The organism is Vibrio penaeicida (genome assembly GCF_030689305.1).
GTDB classification, from domain to species: Bacteria; Pseudomonadota; Gammaproteobacteria; order Enterobacterales; family Vibrionaceae; genus Vibrio; species Vibrio penaeicida_B.
Window position 1 is genome coordinate 229,980 of sequence record NZ_JAUYVM010000002.1, and the last position, 20,002, is coordinate 249,981.

The 20,002-nt window shown below is 46.1% G+C and carries 15 protein-coding genes; 6 read left to right on the top strand and 9 right to left on the bottom strand.

Annotated features, from left to right (window positions below; all coding sequences use genetic code 11):
• Window position 1: 1 nt before the first annotated feature.
• From Q8W40_RS04130 to hutC, 7 genes are all read right to left on the bottom strand, one after another.
• Window positions 2–1,027: a GGDEF domain-containing protein gene (locus Q8W40_RS04130; protein WP_305396000.1), complete on the bottom strand. Its 1,026-nt coding sequence runs from the start codon at window positions 1,025–1,027 to the stop codon at window positions 2–4.
• Window positions 1,028–1,253: 226 nt separating this feature from the next.
• Complete coding sequence (locus tag Q8W40_RS04135) at window positions 1,254–1,979, bottom strand: DUF3581 domain-containing protein (protein WP_305396001.1); 726 nt, start codon at window positions 1,977–1,979, stop codon at window positions 1,254–1,256.
• Between the two features lie 152 nt (window positions 1,980–2,131).
• On the bottom strand, window positions 2,132–3,679 hold the full coding sequence (gene hutH, locus Q8W40_RS04140; protein WP_305396002.1) for a histidine ammonia-lyase: 1,548 nt from the start codon (window positions 3,677–3,679) through the stop codon (window positions 2,132–2,134).
• Entirely contained in the window at window positions 3,676–5,358 is a 1,683-nt protein-coding gene (hutU, locus tag Q8W40_RS04145; protein WP_305396003.1) for a urocanate hydratase, read from the bottom strand. The genes hutH and hutU overlap by 4 nt, the downstream gene beginning before the upstream one ends.
• A gap of 88 nt (window positions 5,359–5,446) precedes the next feature.
• Window positions 5,447–6,511: a formimidoylglutamase gene (gene hutG, locus Q8W40_RS04150; protein WP_305396004.1), complete on the bottom strand. Its 1,065-nt coding sequence runs from the start codon at window positions 6,509–6,511 to the stop codon at window positions 5,447–5,449.
• Entirely contained in the window at window positions 6,504–7,712 is a 1,209-nt protein-coding gene (hutI, locus tag Q8W40_RS04155; RefSeq protein ID WP_305396005.1) for an imidazolonepropionase, read from the bottom strand. Before hutI ends, hutG begins: the two co-directional genes overlap by 8 nt.
• A gap of 165 nt (window positions 7,713–7,877) precedes the next feature.
• A complete protein-coding gene (gene hutC, locus Q8W40_RS04160; RefSeq protein WP_305396006.1) occupies window positions 7,878–8,588 on the bottom strand; it encodes a histidine utilization repressor in 711 nt (236 codons plus the stop codon).
• A 302-nt stretch (window positions 8,589–8,890) separates the two neighbouring features.
• Here hutC and Q8W40_RS04165 point away from each other — a divergent pair, with 302 nt between their 5' ends.
• The 6 genes from Q8W40_RS04165 (at window position 8,891) to Q8W40_RS04190 (ending at window position 16,455) form a co-directional block, all read left to right on the top strand.
• Window positions 8,891–10,246, top strand: coding sequence for an ABC transporter substrate-binding protein (locus tag Q8W40_RS04165; protein ID WP_305396007.1), 1,356 nt, complete (start codon window positions 8,891–8,893; stop codon window positions 10,244–10,246).
• A 129-nt stretch (window positions 10,247–10,375) separates the two neighbouring features.
• Window positions 10,376–11,377, top strand: a complete 1,002-nt coding sequence (locus Q8W40_RS04170; protein ID WP_101111316.1) for a carbohydrate ABC transporter permease — start codon at window positions 10,376–10,378, stop codon at window positions 11,375–11,377.
• Entirely contained in the window at window positions 11,377–12,531 is a 1,155-nt protein-coding gene (locus Q8W40_RS04175; RefSeq protein ID WP_305396008.1) for a carbohydrate ABC transporter permease, read from the top strand. The genes Q8W40_RS04170 and Q8W40_RS04175 overlap by 1 nt, the downstream gene beginning before the upstream one ends.
• Before the next feature lie 2 nt (window positions 12,532–12,533).
• A complete protein-coding gene (locus Q8W40_RS04180) occupies window positions 12,534–14,204 on the top strand; it encodes an alpha-amylase family glycosyl hydrolase (RefSeq protein WP_305396009.1) in 1,671 nt (556 codons plus the stop codon).
• The gene (locus tag Q8W40_RS04185) at window positions 14,205–15,302 is read left to right on the top strand and encodes an ABC transporter ATP-binding protein (protein WP_305396010.1); all 1,098 of its coding nucleotides are present in this window, start codon (window positions 14,205–14,207) and stop codon (window positions 15,300–15,302) included. It abuts the gene before it with no gap.
• Between the two features lie 121 nt (window positions 15,303–15,423).
• Window positions 15,424–16,455, top strand: a complete 1,032-nt coding sequence (locus Q8W40_RS04190) for a LacI family DNA-binding transcriptional regulator (RefSeq protein ID WP_305396011.1) — start codon at window positions 15,424–15,426, stop codon at window positions 16,453–16,455.
• 65 nt (window positions 16,456–16,520) lie between these two features.
• Here Q8W40_RS04190 and Q8W40_RS04195 read toward each other — a convergent pair whose 3' ends face one another.
• Both Q8W40_RS04195 and Q8W40_RS04200 read right to left on the bottom strand, forming a co-directional pair.
• Window positions 16,521–18,284, bottom strand: a complete 1,764-nt coding sequence (locus Q8W40_RS04195; protein WP_305396012.1) for a hypothetical protein — start codon at window positions 18,282–18,284, stop codon at window positions 16,521–16,523.
• A 248-nt stretch (window positions 18,285–18,532) separates the two neighbouring features.
• Window positions 18,533–19,951 (bottom strand): mannitol dehydrogenase family protein, encoded by a 1,419-nt coding sequence (locus Q8W40_RS04200; protein ID WP_305396013.1) that lies wholly within the window; start codon window positions 19,949–19,951, stop codon window positions 18,533–18,535.
• Window positions 19,952–20,002 lie beyond the last annotated feature (51 nt).

Sequence of the window (20,002 nt, forward strand, 5' to 3'; positions counted from 1 at the left end):
TTTATCCGGCACATTTTTCCTTGTGGTGTACTATTCTGTTTCGACCGTTGTGTTTCGCGCTGTACAGTGAGAGATCCGCGCTTTTCATCCATTGGCTGATGTTGATGTCTGCGTTAGAAGAAGTTATCCCCGCACTAATCGATGCGGAAAGATTATTGTGTATACGTAACTCGGACACTTTCTGCCTCAACTTTTCCAATCGGATGTAACTGTCTTTCAAGCCAGACTTTCTATACAAAATCAAAAACTCATCGCCCCCTAAGCGAAAAATGAAATCATTGGGGCGAGCCGTTTCTTTGAAAATCCTCACGACTGACTGAATCATCAAGTCGCCCACATCATGACCAAATCTATCATTCACTTGTTTGAAGTTGTCTATATCGATAAGTGCGATCGTGGAAGAAAGCCCTGTCTTCTGATGAAGTTCAAGTGCTGTTCCTAAAAAGGCATCGAGTTGAGCGCGATTGTATGCGCCAGTCATTGAGTCAGTAATAGACAGCTCTTTGAATCTGTCTTGCAAGTTAAGAAACGAAGTGGTGACAAAAAGAGAGGAGAATGCGGTGATGGAGAGTGCCCCAACAAGGCGAAGTAGGGCGTAGTGGTCAATGTAGAAATAACCTGTAATGGCAATGCCGATGATCATAATAATGTTAAAGATCAGCGATATTTTGGTGGGCATAACAAAAACAACGCATACCGCAATAGGAAACGCCCAATAGGACCCATTGATCCCCAGTATTGGAATGGCAAAAATCCCGCACGCCACGAGCAACGTCACAGGAAGCAGATAACTGATCATGGGACGTTGCCTGGTGTAAAACCAATACACTTCTAATAACAGTGAAAGTTCAAAGGTGATCAGCAGTGCAGCATAGACATATTCCCCCAGCACAACATTCTTAATCGAAAACGGCAAAAAGGTGAGCAATGAAACAATGGTAATAAAACGCAGCACCTTATGATGCTCGTTTAGTTCCAGTAGCCCGTAATTAGACGCCATCCATTCGGGCGTTCTTTTTCTTAGCATACATAAACCTCATATCGAGGCAGCACTCAAAACACCGAATTGCATGTTTGAGGTACCGGAAAGCAATGTTATTTTACAAAAGTATAACAAACTCTACCCAAATAGAGTCAAAGGATTGCATAGAAACTGAGTGGATTGTGAATTAGGCGACAAACTTGAAAAAGGAAGCAGAAATAAAAATCCCGAGCGTTGCTCGGGATTAAAGAAATTGAGTGCGAAATAGAGCTTAAGCGGCTTCGACTTGTGCGGCAATGAAGGCGTCTTTACGAGCATTAAAACGTTCGACTAAATCATCGACGGCTTCTTTTTCATATGGTTTAAGACCAGACGCAACCATGCGTTTGACGCCTTTACCAACCACTTCACCATTTTCTGTAAAGCGGAAGTTAAGCGTTACCTGTCCGCGCTTGCCTTCAATATCAAACGTCGCACCTGCAAACTCGACAGAAGGTTCAGACAAATCGATACGATTGAACTCGACTTCCATGCTTTCATACATGACGAGTGGACGTTTGCAATTAATCATCATTTGTTTGTCCTCCATGAGAGGCACCATGATGTGAGGAAAGTTCATGCCAGAAAACTGCACATAAGATTTCGTCAGGCATTCAATGAACTTGGCGTCTGTCGATACATCACCTTCATGGTGCATGTGCAAATATTCTTTGCCATTTGCATCGACGAGCGCGCTTTCTGTTTTTCCTTTTTCCTCTACAGACAAGGCAATGCCTTCCGAAACCATTCCCGAAAAATCGAATCGCATTTTCTGGCTTACGCCTTCCTGGTTCAGCAGAACGGCAAACAACAAATCGCCAGGAACACAGAAGCGCTTGTTATCTTCGTCATGGATTGGGTTGTAGTCGCCCGCCACTTTCTTAGCAAAATGACTTGCTTGCTGGCGAGTGAACTGAAATTGGTTGTCTTGGATTGAGAAATAAGGTGTTAGAAACATAATTCACGGTTAATTACAAAAACTGCCGCGATTATATCCGACATTTATTGATAAATGGTCTATCCAGTGAAAATTAACCTCCCCGAAGGGAGGTTATCTTATGGTTATGTGCGCAAAAAGACAGTTTGTTCAAATACCGTTCAAACAGTTTGCTATACCGACGCTAGCGTCTTTTCTGGCATCAGGTGGTTGTGAACAGCCAGTTTTAACAATGCGTTGGCTTGTTCAATATCTGGAGCAAAATAACGGTCTTTATCGTAGAAAGACACCTTCTCTCTCAGAATATTCTTTGCTTCTTCTACGCGTGAAGAAGACTTCAATGGTGCACGGAAGTCTAGCCCTTGGGCGGCTGAAAGATACTCAACGGCAAGAATTCCTCGGGTGTTTTCTGCCATATCACGTAAGCGCCTGCCTGCAAACGTTGCCATAGATACGTGATCTTCTTGGTTAGCTGATGTTGGAAGGCTATCGATCGAAGCTGGATGGGCTAGGGTTTTGTTTTCACTCGCCAACGCCGCCGACGTTACCTGAGCAATCATAAAGCCCGAGTTTACACCGCCATTATCGACAAGGAAGGGCGGAAGCTTGCTCAATGCGCTGTCGATCAGTAACGCCATTCGACGTTCAGATAGGCTGCCTATTTCAGCAATCGCTAGCGCCAAGTTATCGGCTGCCATTGCAACAGGTTCTGCATGGAAGTTGCCTCCCGAAATGATGTCGCCGTCATCTGCAAAAACTAATGGGTTATCAGAAACCGCGTTAGCTTCAACTTGCAATGTTTCGGCGGAATTACGAATTTGCTGTAAGCATGCTCCCATAACTTGCGGCTGACAGCGCAGCGAATATGGGTCTTGAACTTTTTCACAGTCGGTATGGGATTCGCCGATCTCACTGCTGTTATCCAGTAGGTATCGGTACGCTGCCGCGGCATCCATTTGGCTGCGGTGACCACGAACTCGATGAACACGAGGGTCGAATGGGCGGCGGCTACCTAACGCAGCTTCTACCGACATTGCACCACACACGGTTGCTGAGGCAAACAAATCTTCAGCAGCAAACAGGCCTTCCAACGCAAAAGCGGTTGAAGCTTGTGTACCGTTCAGTAGCGCTAACCCTTCTTTTGGTGCAAGGGTGATAGGTTCTAAACCTGCAATCTTCAGTGCTTCGATACCGGAGATGATCTTGCCATTGTGGCGCGCTTCACCTTCACCGAGCAATACGGTGCTCATGTGCGCCAGTGGTGCCAAGTCGCCAGACGCACCAACCGACCCTTTTTGAGGGACGCACGGGTAAACTTGCGAATTAACAAGCGTGATTAGCGCATTAATGACTTGCAGTCTGATGCCAGAGTAGCCACGAGCCAAACTGTTGATTTTCAAAACCATCATTAGGCGAACGGTTTCATCGTGCATCAGTGTGCCGATACCCGCTGCATGAGAAAGTACAATACTCTTTTGCAGCACTTCGAGATCTTCTGGGGCAATACGCGTATTCGCTAAAAGACCAAAACCTGTGTTAATGCCATAAACGACTCGGTTTTCTGCAATTACTTCATTAACCACTTGAGTGCTTGCTTCGATACCCGGAATAGCCGATGGGTCGAGCGACAAGTTGACTGGCGCGCGGCTTACTTGGCGTAGCTGGTTTAAGCTGATGTTTCCTGGGTTTAGTTCTAAATTGATCATTGGTTTCTCACTCATTTCAGGCGGCTTAGTTCTTCGTTTAGCATTGGCAGATCTAATTTCTGCTCTTTCGCACAGTTCTTCGCGATGTCGTACCCTGCATCAGCATGGCGCATTACCCCTGTTGCTGGATCGTTATGTAATACGCGGGCGATACGCTCAGACGCATCATCCGAACCGTCACAACAGATCACCATACCGGAGTGTTGAGAGAAACCCATTCCCACGCCACCACCGTGGTGAAGCGATACCCATGTTGCACCACCCGCCGTGTTCAACAAAGCGTTAAGCAGCGGCCAATCCGACACAGCGTCAGAACCGTCCATCATGCCTTCCGTTTCACGGTTAGGGCTGGCAACGGAGCCTGAATCTAAGTGGTCACGACCGATGACAACAGGCGCTTTTAGCTCACCGTTTTTCACCATTTCATTGAATGCTTGACCAAGACGTTCACGATCTTTTAGACCAACCCAACAGATACGCGCAGGCAAACCTTGGAATTGGATGCGTTCGCGAGCCATGTCCAGCCAGTTGTGCAAATGTGGGTCGTCTGGGATCAGTTCTTTGACTTTTTGATCGGTTTTGTAAATGTCTTCTGGGTCACCAGAAAGGGCCGCCCAACGGAACGGTCCAATACCTTCGCAGAATAAAGGTCGAATGTAAGCAGGAACAAACCCTGGGAAATCAAAGGCATTGTTTACGCCTTCTTCCAGCGCCATTTGACGAATGTTGTTGCCGTAGTCGAGTGTCGCAGCACCTTGGCTTTGCAAATCCAACATCGCTTGAACTTGAATAGCCATAGATTGTTTGGCGGCTTTCACTACACCTGCTTCATCTTCAAGGCGACGCGCTTTGGCTTCTTCCATTGTCCAACCTTGAGGAAGGTAGCCATTGAGTGGATCGTGTGCTGATGTTTGGTCGGTGACGACATCTGGCGTAATACCACGCTTAACCAATTCTGGGAAAATATCCGCCGCGTTGCCCAATAAGCCAACAGAGATAGGTGTGTCTGAGTCTTGGATCATTTGAAGTGCTTCATCAATGCTGGTGGCTTTTTTATCGACGTAGCCAGTACGCAGTCGGTAATCGATGCGTGTTTCATCGCATTCTACTGCAAGCATTGAAAAACCGGCCATTGTTGCAGCTAGAGGTTGCGCACCACCCATACCGCCTAATCCACCGGTGAGTACCCAGCGTCCTTTTGCTTGTCCATCGAAGTGTTTTTTAGCCACCGCAACAAACGTTTCGTAGGTGCCTTGAACAATGCCCTGAGAGCCAATGTAAATCCACGAACCCGCTGTCATTTGCCCGTACATCATCAACCCCTCTTTATCGAGTTCGTTGAAATGTTCCCAGTTTGCCCAATGAGGAACGAGGTTGGAGTTGGCGATCAAAACACGTGGTGCATTTTTGTGAGTCGGGAATACCCCAACAGGCTTACCGGATTGAACCAGCAACGTTTGATCGTCTTCAAGCCTTTCCAGAACCTCGACAATTTTGTCGTAGCATTCCCAGTTACGAGCTGCACGACCAATGCCACCGTATACAACCAGCGCATGAGGATGTTCAGCAACATCAGGGTCAAGATTGTTCATTAACATGCGCAGCGGTGCTTCTGTTAGCCACGATTTCGCACGAAGTTTCGTTCCATGAGGGGCACGAATGGTTCTTGTTGTATCGAGTCTTGGATCCGTCATCGGATACTCCTTTATGAATTCAGGTTATTGGGCAGACTGCTGCGAGCCTTTGTCACTTTCAGCGACTTATAGGGCATTGGCAAAGCCGTTAGGATTGGTTACGCGACATCGATGCCGCGATATCCCAACACAGCCGAGCGGCAAGCCTTGCGGTTTGACCGTCGATATCAAATCTCGGGTTGTATTCCGCAATGTCTGCAATTTTTAGTTTTTTATAGTTATTCAAAATTAATGAAAAATAGGGCGAGAAGATGTCCATACTCACCCCTTTGGCTGCTGGTGCACTGACTCCTGGAGCAGTGGCAGCAGGGAAAACATCCAAATCGATGGTCAGATAAATCACATCGTTTTGGTCGATAAATCGTTGTAACTGAGTCAACTGCTTGGCTAGCGTACCCGCGCGCATTTGCGTGTCTTCGACATACCAAACCCCCAAATCGTCCGCGCGCTTAAATAGGGCTTTAGTGTTACTTGCTGCACTCACTCCTAGACAGGCATAGTTAAATGCCCAGCCTTGTTTTTGGCAGTATTGGTGGATTTGATTAAATGGCGTTCCTGAGCTGGGTTGGATGCTTTCTTTCGCGGTCGTTAATTCAGAGCCGCTCAGTTCAGAGCTATTGAAATCCAAACCGTTAGAATCGAATACTCTCAGGTCAAAGTGAGCATCGAAATTGATTATGCCGACTCGGGGAGGGGAGACGTCTCCGCTGGGATCAGGTTGTTCTTTTTGTTTCTGTTCTTTGATTAGAAATTTAGCCAACCCTAAGAAGGAAGCCCAAGCTATTTCATGCCCACCACCCAAGGTAACTGCTGGGGTGTGCTTAAGCGTGGAGGAAAGTACGTCTGCCAATGCATGTTGGCTCTGCTCTAATTGATCGCCTTCGCAAACAACCGTTCCACCATCAAATAACTGGGTGGTTTCGTGCCAAGCCATATTGGCCAGCGCTTCCCGAATTTTGTTTGGTGCCGCTTGTGCTCCGGTTCGACCTTTATTTCTTGCTACACCAGCGTCACACGCGAAACCTAAGATGGTGACGTCGCCTAAATTTGCATTATTTGGTGTGCCATGGCGGATGACATGATGAACCCGATGACCGAGCTCGCCGTCTTCTATGTCGTTTCGACCTTGCCACTCAAATCTTTGTTTAGACATGAATCCATTCTCCGTTGACGATACGAGCATGTAAGTGCTGGATACCAACTTGATAGCTCAGGTCGGCTGGGTGTTCGATGTTCCATACAGCGAAATCTGCATCAAAACCGACTTGTATTTTGCCTTTTCGATCTTGTAAACCTAACGCTTGAGCAGCGTTAACAGTGACACCTCTTAACGTTTCCTCCGGCGTTAAATTGAATAAGGTGCAGGCCATATTCATCATGAGTGTTAAGCTGGCAAAAGGGGAAGTGCCAGGGTTTATATCGGTTGAAACTGCCATAGGGACTTGGTGTTGTCGCAGTAAATCAATAGGTGGTTTCTGAGTTTCACGCAGGAAATAAAACGCGCCGGGCAGCAAAGTAGCGACACATCCGGCGCTTGCTACTGCTTTTACTCCGGCTTCATCTAGATACTCTATGTGGTCTACCGAAAGTGCGCCATGCTGCGCCGCCAACGCGCTGCCACCTAAGTTACATAGCTGCTCGGTGTGCCCTTTGACTTTAAGTCCGTGCTTTTTGGCACTTTCAAAAACACGCTCAGTTTGCGCTAGGCTAAAACCAATGGACTCACAAAAAACATCCACCGCTGATGCCAACCCTTCAGTTGCCGCTGCCGGAATAATCTGGTTACAAACCAAGTCGATGTACGCATCGGGATTGTCACGGTATTCAGGAGGGACAGCATGGGCGGCGAGTAATGTGGTTTCTACATGTACGTCGTATTGCTCGCCCAATAACTTAGCGGCACGCAACATCTTTAATTCGTCTTCGAGTGTAAGACCATAGCCAGACTTAATTTCAATCGCGGTTACACCGGAATTGAGCAACGCTTCCATTCTTGGGCGGGAAAGCTCAACTAACTCTTCAATGCTTGCTGCACGGGTGGCTTTCACAGTTGAAAGAATGCCTCCCCCTTGTTTGGCGATTTCTTCGTAAGGCACACCCGTTAAACGCATTTCGAATTCGTTCGCTCGATTACCTGCATATACCAAGTGGGTATGGCAGTCGATAAGACCTGGTGTCACTAATTTATTTTGACAATCGATCGTGTCGGATTCAGGCACTTTCGCTGAGAATGAATCGCCAATGGCATCGATTTTTCCATCTCTGATCAGCACTGACGTCGAGGGGGAAACGGTGTAACCCTGTGTGCCAGCCACCATGGTGACCAATCTCGCGTTAATGAGTTTCCGAAGCATGATTTCATCTTTTGAATTTAAATGTATATACAAATAAATAGATGAATTAAGAAAACGGAGCAAGAGAGATGTTAGAAAAGTGTGATCATGGGAGTGAATTTGATGTGCTCAAACCGAAATGTCTGAGCACATCAAGGGCGTAGATTGGGATAGGTAACTGTGCGGCTAAATATCGATTTTAGAGCTTAATTTATAGCGAGTGCCGGGGTGATAAAGCTGTGCAGAGCTGACTAGCTTATCTCCGCTCCACGTTCTTCTATTCAACAATAAACATGGCTCATAGTTTTTCAGTTCCAGCGCGTCCCTTATGGTTACTTCGGGGTTAATCGCTTCTACCGTGTGTTCAATTGCACTCAGTGGGCAGTTGTCGGATAGATATTGATTTGGCGTGATGGTTGAAAAATCCTGCTTAAGGTAGTTAGGGGCATAGACAGCGTTCACCCAACGCACTTCAAGCTGAATGGGTGTTTTGTCTTCAAAGTGGATAATTTCACTGTAAAAAACGTCGCTACCTAACATAACGCCTAACTTTGTGGCAATTATGTCGTCTGCTTTAAGTGCTTTCTGAGTCAGCACTTGGCTGTGATATTGCTTCCCGCGAGAAGACACTTCCTCAGCAATATTTCGAATATCGAGCAGGGGGGATTCGGCTTTCTCTTCTAGAGCACATACAAACGTGCCCAAACGAGGTGTGCGTTTGAGTTTACCTTCAGACACCAAGTCTCGAATGGCTTTGTTTACTGTCATTCGGCTCACTTCAAATTGCTCTGTGAGTTCGAGTTCAGTCGCGATTCTGTGACCTACAGGCCAATCACCTGAATCAATTTTTTCCTGAATGTAGCGTTTGATTTGTATATATAGCGGAGCGCCTGTCATGACTGCTTTCGTCCTTTATTGACTATACAAATGATGCGCAATTTCCGTTCAGATAGCAAGTCAGCAACCTCACATTTTTTAACTATAGTGAGTCTACCGTACGTCAAGTGTATCGAAATTGAGACTCAAATAAGTGTTCAAAATTCGATCAAAATCACGCTTTAAATTAACTTAAACGTTTAAGGTTAATTAAATGTTAAGAAAAAAGCTTCTAACCTCGCCTTCTAATTTTTCCCTTTTAGGTAATGAGCTGGCTTTCTAGACATCAACCACGCTGAAAACACGTTAAGAGGGAACTTTAAATGAAACGCTACCAAGTCCAGTTACTCGCTACCGCAGTCGCGGCATCATTGTCTACAAGTGTATGGTCGCAAGATCTACTTTTTCCAGAAGGAGAAGGGTATTTCTCTTGGGATAATCTCAAAGCTTTTGAAGGGCTTAATCTAAAAGGGAAAACGGTAACGATGGCGGGACCTTTTTTGGCTCCGGAAGACACCAAAATACGTAATGTGCTCGCCTATTTTGAAAAAGCGACGGGCGTGGAAGTTCAATATTCAGGCTCGGATGGCTTTGAACAACAAATCGTGATTGATACTCAAGCAGGTAGCCCGCCGAATATTGCCGCGTTCCCTCAACCGGGGTTGGCAGCGGACTTGGCGTCTAAAAATTTGCTGGTGCCGTTAGGTGATAAGTATTCAAACTATGTTAAAGAAAATTACGCTGCAGGTAATTCTTGGGTTGATCTGGGTACCTATAAAAATAAGGAAGGAAAAGAAGAGTTTTATGGGATCTTCTATAAAACCGACATTAAGTCTTTGGTTTGGTACTCCCCAGATAACTTTGAAGATGCAGGATATGAGACACCCAATTCAATGGAAGAATTGTTAGCGTTAACGGAACAAATGGCAAAAGACGGCAATACTCCTTGGTGTATTGGACTTGGATCTGGTGGTGCAACAGGTTGGCCAGCGACCGATTGGGTGGAAGATCTACTGTTAAGAACCCAAAAACCGGAAGTGTACGACGGTTGGGTAAACAACAGCATTAAATTTAGCGATCCACGAATTATTGATGCCATTGAGAAGTTTGGTGCTTTTGCACTGAACGACAAATACGTGGCTGGTGGAAGCGCTTCTGTCGGCACAACAGATTTCCGCGACAGCCCTAAAGGCTTGTTCACTGTGCCAGCCAAATGCTTTATGCATCACCAAGCAAGCTTCATCCCAGCATTTTTCCCTAAAGGGACAGTTATAGGTGAAGATGCCGATTTCTTTTATTTCCCTTCTTATGAATCCAAAGACTTGGGTAACCCTGTTTTAGGTGCCGGTGTGGCTTATGCGGTAACAAAAGATTCTGCGGCGACACGCGCTGTGATGGATTACTTGTTAACCCCATTGGCGAATGAACTTTGGATGGCACAGGGTGGATTCCTGTCGGCACACAAAGGCGTCAATATCGCGACGTATGAAAACGACGCGCAGAGAAAGCAAGGTGCAATACTACTTAATGCGACCACTTTCCGATTTGATGGTTCTGACTTAATGCCGGGTGCTGTGGGTGCAGGTTCATTCTGGACGGGCATGGTGGACTACGTAGGTGGAGAGTCCGCTGAGAAAGTCACTAAGTCGATTCAGAAAAGCTGGGATGACATCAAGTAAAGCGATTATTCCAATAGAGCCATTAGGTCAACAGACCTAGGTTAGCGACCAAGTGTCACTAACTGCCAATAAGGGCGTAGCAATGAGCTTCGCCCTAACCATTCAATTTCTACGTTATGGAGAACGATTTTGATCGATCAACTCCTAGATTCTCTGTTTGCCATGCTTGTTGCGGTAATAGCATCGATTGCTTTTTACTACACGGCGTATTTTGGCTTAGAGAAAGCTTTATCCAGTAAGCACTTACAAGGTGAGGAAAAGCGAAAAAAGGATCAGCTTAGGCTTAAGCTGCAACCCTTTATTTTTGTCGGCCCTGCTTTGCTATTGCTGCTTATATTTCTCGTTTATCCCGTTGTGGAAACCCTGCGTTTGTCTATGTATGACCGCACGGCAACGGACTTCGTCGGGTTGAGTAATTACAGCTGGGCATTCGGGGATGAAGAATTCTCTCAAGCCATCTTAAACAATCTGCTTTGGTTGATATTAGTGCCTACGCTAAGCACGTTTTTTGGCTTGGTGATTGCCTACCTTTCCGACCGAATATGGTGGGGGCAGGTAGCCAAGACATTAATTTTCTTACCTATGGCTATTTCATTTGTTGGTGCCAGCGTCATTTGGCGATTTGTATACGACTACCGAGGCGCCGACAGCGACCAAATTGGGCTATTGAATGCCATCGTCGTGGCGTTAGGGGGAGAACCTCAAGCATGGATCGCCTTGCCATTTTGGAACAACATTTTGCTCATGGTCATTCTAATCTGGATTCAAACTGGATTCGCCATGGTGCTGTTAGGTGCGGCAATGAGAGGCGTGTCTGAGGAAGTACTCGAAGCAGCAAAACTCGATGGTGCGAACGATTTTCAAATTTTTGTCAAAATTCTGGTGCCTCAAATTATACCGACCATCTTGGTCGTGTGGACCACCATTACCATTCTTGTTCTCAAGGTCTTTGACATCGTTCTTACCATGACCAACGGTCAGTGGGATACCGAAGTGATGGCCAACCTCATGTTCGATTGGATGTTCAGAGGGGGAGGGGATTTCGGCAAAGGAAGTGCAATAGCCGTTGTTCTTATGGTAGCGGTCATTCCCGTTATGTTGTGGAACATTAAGAAGGCAAGGGAAGAGTGATGGAAAGAAACAGAAAAAAGCTGTCTGCAGGTACGCTTTTTAAACATGGCCTGATCTTGTTCTTCGTGCTGGCGTGGACCTTACCAACGTTGGGATTGTTGGTGAGCTCAGTGCGCGACAAAGACCAGCTTGCGATCAGTGGTTGGTGGACCGCCATGGTCACCACAGAGCGAAATGAAGTGGTCAGAACTGGGAAGAAAGGGAGTGCCATCCGCGATGGTGACCAATATGTCATTGCAGGTAACTTGTTTGAAGAAAATTCAGGAAGAACGGTAGACAGCTGGGGTGAACGGGCGAAAGAAATCGATAAACATCTACCCGGTGAGGCTGTTGAGTTGAAAAACGGCAGTGTATTAACGGTGATGGAAAATGGTGAATATCGCTGGGAATCCGATGCACCGTTTACGCATAAAAGAGGCAAACGGATTTTCCATGTGGCAAATATTCCACCTCGATTTACCTTTGAAAACTACATAGAGGTATTGGCTTCGGAAGGGGTAGGACAAGCTTTTGTTAACTCACTTACGGTGACGATACCGGCCACGTTTATTCCCATTATGATCGCGGCATTTGCTGCCTACGGATTAGCGTGGATGGATTTTAGAGGTAAAAGCATCATGTTGGCCATCATTGTTGGCTTATTGGTTGTGCCATTACAAATGTCGTTGATACCGGTGCTTAGGTTGTACAACGAGGTCGGAAGCTTTTTCGACGTGGCGACCAAATCGTATCCCGGTGTTTGGCTAGCCCATACAGGGTTTGGGCTACCGCTGGCGATTTATCTGCTGCGGAATTATATGGCGGGTTTGCCAAAAGAAATCATGGAATCGTCGCGCATGGACGGAGCCAATCATTTTCAAACCTTTATCAAGGTGGTGCTGCCGCTTTCATTACCCGCACTGGCATCGTTCGCTATTTTCCAATTCTTATGGGTGTGGAATGATTTGCTGGTGGCCATGGTGTACCTAGGAAACAGTGGCGACAAAATTGTGCTCACGGCGCAACTTCGTGAACTGCTGGGATCGCGTGGGGATAACTGGGAAATTTTAACGAGTGGTGCGTTCATAACGATCATCGTACCGCTTGTCGTATTTTTATCGTTACAACGATATTTTGTTCGCGGATTGCTGTCCGGTTCGGTTAAGGGAGGATAATCATGGAAAACTCAAACATAGAATGGTGGCGCGGAGCGGTGATCTATCAGATCTATCCACGCAGTTACATGGACAGCAACGGTGATGGTATTGGCGACTTAAATGGGATAACCAGCAAGTTGCCCTACATTGCGAGCCTAGGGGTAGATGCGATTTGGCTATCGCCTATTTTTGCCTCGCCCATGGATGATTTTGGTTATGACATTGCCAACTACGTCGAGATAGATCCGATGTTTGGCACGTTAGAGCATTTTAAAACGTTGTTGGATGAAGCGCATAAGCTGGGGCTTAAAGTGATTGTGGACCAAGTATACAGCCACAGCAGCGATCAACATGCTTGGTTTAAAGAAAGCCGACAAGACAAAACCAACCCCAAAGCTGATTGGTATGTATGGGCTGATGCAAAAGAAGACGGCACACCACCGAATAACTGGCTCAGTATTTTTGGGGGCTCGGCATGGCAGTGGGATAGCCGTCGTCAGCAGTACTACCAGCACAACTTTTTAACCTCGCAGCCGGATCTGAACTTCCATAACCCAGAGGTTCAGCAAGCCACCTTAGATACAGCAAAGTTCTGGATGGATTTAGGGGTGGATGGATTCCGGTTGGATGTGGTGAATATGTTTTTCCACGACCAACAGCTCAGAGACAATCCACCCGTGAGAAAACCGGAAGAGCAGTTTGTGGGGACAGATAAGAAAAACCCATTCAGCTATCAATATCACTGTCACCAACTGACGCAGCCTGAAAATCTAGAATTTTTGAAGAAACTGCGAGCGGTTTTGGATGAGTACCCTGATCGCTTTACCGTCGGTGAAATTGGCGCACCTGAAGGGTTAAAAGTGATGGCGTCTTACACGTCTAATGGCGACAAATTGCACTCCGCTTACACGTTCGAATTATTGGGTGAAGATCATACTTCGTCGTATATAAAGGATACGCTTGAACGCGTTGAAGAAAACCTAGGGTCGGGGTGGCCTTGCTTCGCATTGAGCAATCACGATGTCGTTCGCAGCGTTTCTCGCTGGGGCACGGATAAACAAGGCAACGTGCTGGACCGAGAAGCATTAGCCAAAGCCAGCTTAGTGTTTTTACTCAGTTTAAGAGGCAGCGCTTGCATCTATCAAGGTGAGGAGCTGGGCTTACCTGAAGCGACGGTAGGGTTTGATGATCTTCAAGACCCGTTTGGCATTGAATTTTGGCCTGATTTCAAGGGGCGAGATGGCTGCCGAACCCCGATGGTTTGGAATAGCGATGGCGGGTTTAGCCAGAATGCTGAAACGTGGCTGCCGATAGAAACAGCACATTTGGCATTAAATCCAGAACTGCAGCAACAGAAAGAAAGCTCGGTCTTGCGATTTGTGCAACGTTTCATTGCGTGGCGAAAAACACAGCCAACACTAAAAACGGGTCAGTTTAAGTGGCATCAACTGCACGCGGATCTGATCAGTTTTGAACGATTTGAAAATGGCACCCGCTTACTCGTCGTTTTGAACCTAACTGGTAACGAGGTGGTTATCGAAAACTTAAGCGAAAAAGGGATTGATATCGCTTCTGTTGAAGACATCGGTTTAACGCATACGCTTTTGAATGATCAGTTAAGCGTGCCTTCGGCTGGTGGCTTAATTGCAAAGCTGGGTGAGTTAGCAGCTTCTGGGAATGAGGAAAAATAAATGGCATCGGTAACATTTAAAAATGTCAAAAAAGACTACAGCGGCACTCAGGTTGTTAAAGGATTTGACCTAGAGATCAGAGATGGTGAATTTGTTGTACTGCTTGGGTCTTCAGGCTGTGGTAAATCGACCACATTAAGAATGGTGGCAGGGCTAGAAGACATCAGCAGTGGAGAGATTTATCTTGATGATGTCTGCATTAACGACGTAGACCCGAAAGATCGCGATCTCGCTATGGTATTCCAAAGCTATGCCCTCTATCCCCATATGTCTGTGTACGACAATATCGCGTTTTCATTACAGCTGAAGAAAATGTCGAAAGACGCCATCGACAAGCGTGTTGAATGGGCTGCGGACTTGTTGGAGCTGACGCCATTACTCGAACGAAAACCAAAAGCGCTATCTGGCGGTCAACGCCAGCGTGTAGCGATGGGGCGAGCCATGGTTCGAACACCCAAGTTGTTTTTGTTTGATGAACCATTGTCGAACTTAGACGCCAAGTTGAGGGGGCAAATGCGTGCAGAAATTAAAGGGCTGCACAAGGAACTTGAAACCACAACGATTTACGTCACCCACGATCAAGTAGAAGCAATGACGCTGGCAGACAGAATCGTCATCATGGAAAAAGGGATTATTGCTCAAATTGGCTCACCCAAAGAAGTCTTTAACCGCCCCGTGAACAAGTTTGTCGCAGGCTTTATCGGGAATCCAAGTATGAACATGATCGATACCATTGTTCAGCAAGAAAACGAGACGGCAGTGCTTCCTTTGAACGGGGAAAGTGTTCCTGTTCCAGAGGATTTTGAACGCCCAACCAACGGCAGCAAAGTGACCTTGGGGCTTCGCCCAACCGACATTCACTTGAAACCGGAATTTGTAGGGCACACCAACTATGCCACAGTACAATGCAAGCTGGTGGATTACGAACTCTTGGGAGCGAGCATGTTGATCCGCGCTGAAATTGGCGACCAACCATTGTCTTTAGAAGTTCCTGCTGATGATGATTTTTCTTCAGAAAACAGCCATTTCATTGGGTATCTCGATCTTAGCGCAATCCATTTGTTTGACTCAGAAAAAGGACAAACATTACGGAAGTAAACTGATAATCTATGTGGTCCACATGCAAAAGTGGCACTTAAAGGGGAAGCGACCCATCGGGTAATGGGGGCGCTTTCTGCTTTGGATCTTTCAAGTCAATATAAGGAAGTTAAAGGTTATTATGAACGCGAAAAAGCTGACATTAAAAGACGTATCACTCGCTCTTGGTGTATCGACCGCGACCATTTCTAATGCCTTTAACCGACCCAACCAACTCTCAGAAAAGCTTCGGGCGCACATTTTGTCTGAATGTGAAAAAATGGGGTTTTACGGTCCTAATGCTGCGGCCCGTAGCTTGAAAATTGGGAAGTCTGGCATTATTGGTGTGTCGCTCGCAGAGCGCCTTCAATATAACTTTAGCGATCCCATCGCAACGCAGTTCTTAACGGGTGTTTCCGAAGTGTTTGACGAAGAGAACATCAACATTCTCTTACTTCCTAGCCGAGTCGGGTTCGCTGAGAGTCGTTCTTTCGATGCGTATGCCGACGGCTTTATTGTCTATGGTCCACCAAAAGACGATGAAATGTTGGCAAGGCTGATTCGCCAACACAAACCTATGGTTTCAGTCGATGTGGATATTGATGGTGTTTGCCACATCAATACCGATGACGAGGGGGCGGCTTCTCTCATCTCGAATCACACACTTGGGCAACCCTTTAAGCAAGTCTGCATTTTGGGGTTAAGGCTGACGGCTTCGCCCAAGGTTGAACCCATTCAGACCAGTGATTTGTTGGATTCCAATATGTCTGTGTCTAATCGACGCCTACAAGGAATGCAGAATGTGATCAAAGCTAAGACAGGACATTTTCTGCAAGACAAACACATTTGGAACGTACCAGACAATTCGTTTGGCGATGCTTATCAAGCCGCAAAGCAGGCGCTTAAAATAAGCAAGCCAGATGTTATTTTGTGCATGAGCGATGTGATTGCATTAGGCACGATACAGGCGTGTCAGGATGCTGGGTTGTCAGTACCTAACGATGTGAGAGTGTCTGGGTTTGATGATATTCCGCAGGCTGAAACAGCAGGACTAACGACGATCCATCAGGCTCAAAGAGAGAAAGGGCGACTGGCAGCGTACATGATTTTAGGTAAGGAACCATTGAAAAGCTGTGTAATCGACAGTGAGCTAAAAGTTCGGACCAGTGCTTGAATCAAATATCCCCGCACCACTTATCGACGGATTGGGGATAAAAGAGAGATTGAGTGTATGAAAAATTACTTGCTCAGAATATGCAGTTTCACACAAGAATTCTCCGAACTTGTCCATGGGAACTTTCCGGTAATGCAAAAATGATGTGTCATTACGTCTAGAGTGTTGTTGTATGTGTGAGTTGCCTGATCGCTTACCCAATTTACCGTACTATTAGAACCGAAGTTCTTAATGTGATGAAATTTGAGGAATGCGTCATTCTCATTGTATACAGAGGCACTTCCGTCAATCGTTAACTTCTCACTTCTATCCAATCGCAACCTGTGTAAACCAGCTTTGTAGTCTTGACCGTTGACCTTAACGATGACCGCTGGCGGTGTTGGCTCATCTCCTCGTATCAGCGTGTACTGCTTATATTTTTTGTGCGACCCTTTCATTCCAGCAATGACGAGTGAATCGCGACCGAAACTGGCGGATTGACTCTTCAAATAATGTCGGTTGTCGGTGACTAGTTCGACTTTCACGTTTTTGCTGTTTGAGAACGCGCCCAAATTTAAATCGGGTGATTTGGTTGCAACGTGGATGATTTGCTTCTCACCAAATGACACATCCGAGACGCGCCAATGGTAAATCCAATTTTGCGCTTCACCTTCCGCTTGAACGGATAATTGGTGACGTTCATTGATAGAGAGAGTTTGATGCGTTTTCCAATCCTTTATTTCGGGCAGTGCAACGTTCTCGTTATCGATGATTTCAATGTTCCATTCTTTGTTGCCATCGATATCACCACCATACAGCTTCTTAGATAGGGTTATCTTCCCTGGTGATGTGGTTTTCATATGAAGAACGTTGTCTGTTGAATCCACACCCGCATAACGGAAGATACCGAGAAGGGTATCGGTAGTGTTGTTATGAATGGAGCCTTGCCAGTCAGAATTGGCTGAGAGCGAGTTTGATCCAACAGTAAAACAATGACCTGCAGGGACTTTTGTGAACGTTTCACTGTCGAGGGCAGATTCTGGAATGGTGATCGTGCTGGTTTGCACTGTGCATTCTGGTGTCGAGTTGGTGCCGTTAATAACTACATCAATAACACCAGACCAACGTTCGCTGTCGCTGCTAGCCTGTACATTCAAACGAACTTCTTCTCGTTCACTTGATGAAAGATAGGCGTATTCATCCAACGTTTCGTAGGTTAACGTTGTGCGTTCAGTATTCACAGTAGCCAGTCCACGATCAGAACTGTCTAAAGTGACGACATCAAAAACGGCGTTCGTACCTGAAACCAGATCAGATGCACTCACATTCAATTGCGTGCCATTAGACATGAGTTTTGGATGAGACTTTGGCGTAGCGACGATCAAGTCAAAATTGGCGCAAAAAGGATACGCTCTCACAATCGTGCTGGTTTCAGAAACGCACATTTCTATTTGATAAGTTCCTTCCTCTCTTAGCTGAAGTAATACCGTTCTTTTGGCGTCACTCGTTACTACTGAATTGTCTGGGTTGGTAATCGTCCACTGAGCGAACTGCGCTAAAGCCGTGGTTTGATTTAACAATTCGTAGCCATTAGGAGCGGGAATAAGAGGCAGCTCTTGGTGTATTTTCGTTGTTTGCTGATCCGAACGTGCTGAAACATAATCGCCATTTGGCAGAGAGATGGTGGCAAACACTTTCCACTTGGCTGAGATACCCGACCCATTAGCAGGCTCTGTTGGTTGAGTGGGCGCGGGGGTTGGTGTCACTGGATTGGTGGTTGTTTCTGAGCCGGACCCTCCGCCACAGGCAGTGAGACCTAATAAAACCGTAGTAACTAGCAACTTTTTCATTGTTCTTCCGAGTTAGGTTAACGGCTCAGCAATGACGTTTTTGGGGAAAGTTGAGCCTTATATGAAACTTGGAAGCAGCGTAATTTTGAGAATGTTAATTTCGCATTAAATTGGCATAAATAGTCACTAATGCAATCCTTTACACAGAATCAATATTTATAAAGTGTGAACTGTGTAAGAAAAGACCCTAAGCTTGTTGGTGATAATGTTATGTGGCAGTCACTTGTATTGCCAGACCTAGCGATTAGTTAGGACACGTTGAACCTTTTCAGCGTGTTTTTCGCACCATGTTGTGCGATGGATTCATACGCATTCCTGATCCCTGCAACGGCGGTATCGTTGTGGATTAATTGAGCGCCGAACACGTCCTCCATCTGAACAAATTGTTCGACCAGAATGTTAGGTTGGGCGCTTTTGTGAATAGTATCGAACTGTGCTGATTTTGGATCCTTAACTTCAAATCTTTCTCCACTGTCGTCCACTCCGCTTACGTATCGTATCCAAGCTGCGATCGCCAAATAGTAATCGTCACAGTTTTGATCGGCTTGCAAGCGAAGTGTGAAAGGAGCAAGGATCCGTTGCGGCAATTTCTGGCTACCATCCATCGCGATTTGCCAGGTTTTATGTTTCAGTTGAGTATTGCGAAAACGCTCGATAAGCGACTCTTTATACACTTCCAATTCATGTTGAGGCATTTGTAACGTTTGCGCTTGCGATGTCATGAGCCGTCGAACCGCTATCTCGAAGTCTTTGTTTTGAATCGTCTCCGCCACCGTTTTGTAACCTGCTAAGTAACCCAAATAGGCAATGAAAGAATGCGCCCCATTGAGCATTCTCAATTTCATGTCTTCGTAGGGCGTGACATCCTCAACAAATTGAGCACCCGCCATTTCCCAGTTTGGTTTGCCATAACGGAAGTTATCTTCTATCACCCACTGGCTAAAAGGTTCGGTGATGATGCCGCAGGGGTCGTATTCTCCCACGATACGATCGATTTCTTGTTGGGTTTCGTTGGTGACGGCTGGCGTAATTCGATCAACCATTGATGATGGAAAAGTGACTTCTCGGTCTATCCAAAGCGCGAGTTCGGGGGAAACCAACTCGGCAAATTGCGTCACCGCGTTTTGAACGGCTTCTCCATTATTTGGGATATTGTCGCAAGAAAGTACCGTTACCCCTTCTAAATTTCGTTCAAATCGCCTTCTCAAAGATTCCACAATGTAACCAATTGCCGAACGTGGGGAACTGGGCTTGGCTAAGTCATGCAGAATGAGAGGGTCACTTGTATCTAATTGCCTAGATTGAGGGTTTATGCAATACCCTTTTTCAGTAATGGTGAGCGAGATGATGTGGGTATCGATTGACGCCATCGTATCCAAGATCGCGTCTTTGCCATGAATCGTAGGATGCAGAGCGTTGCTAATGGATTGAATTTTAGTGATATTCGCACCGCCGTCCCCCTTAGCAATGACAGAGTATTGATAATTTTGCTCCGTTAGAGCCGATATCATTGGCTGTCCGCTAAATAGGCTTACCACACACGTCCCCCACGGATCTTTAGCATCCATTGCCTCGTGAGAATAAACCGCTTGGTGTGCACGATAGAACGCCCCAAACCCTAAATGAACAACCTTTGTCGGTACGCTTTTGACGATTTCAGAGCTCATATTTTCACCAGTGGTATTTACAAAATAATTAATAACAGGTTATGTTATTAA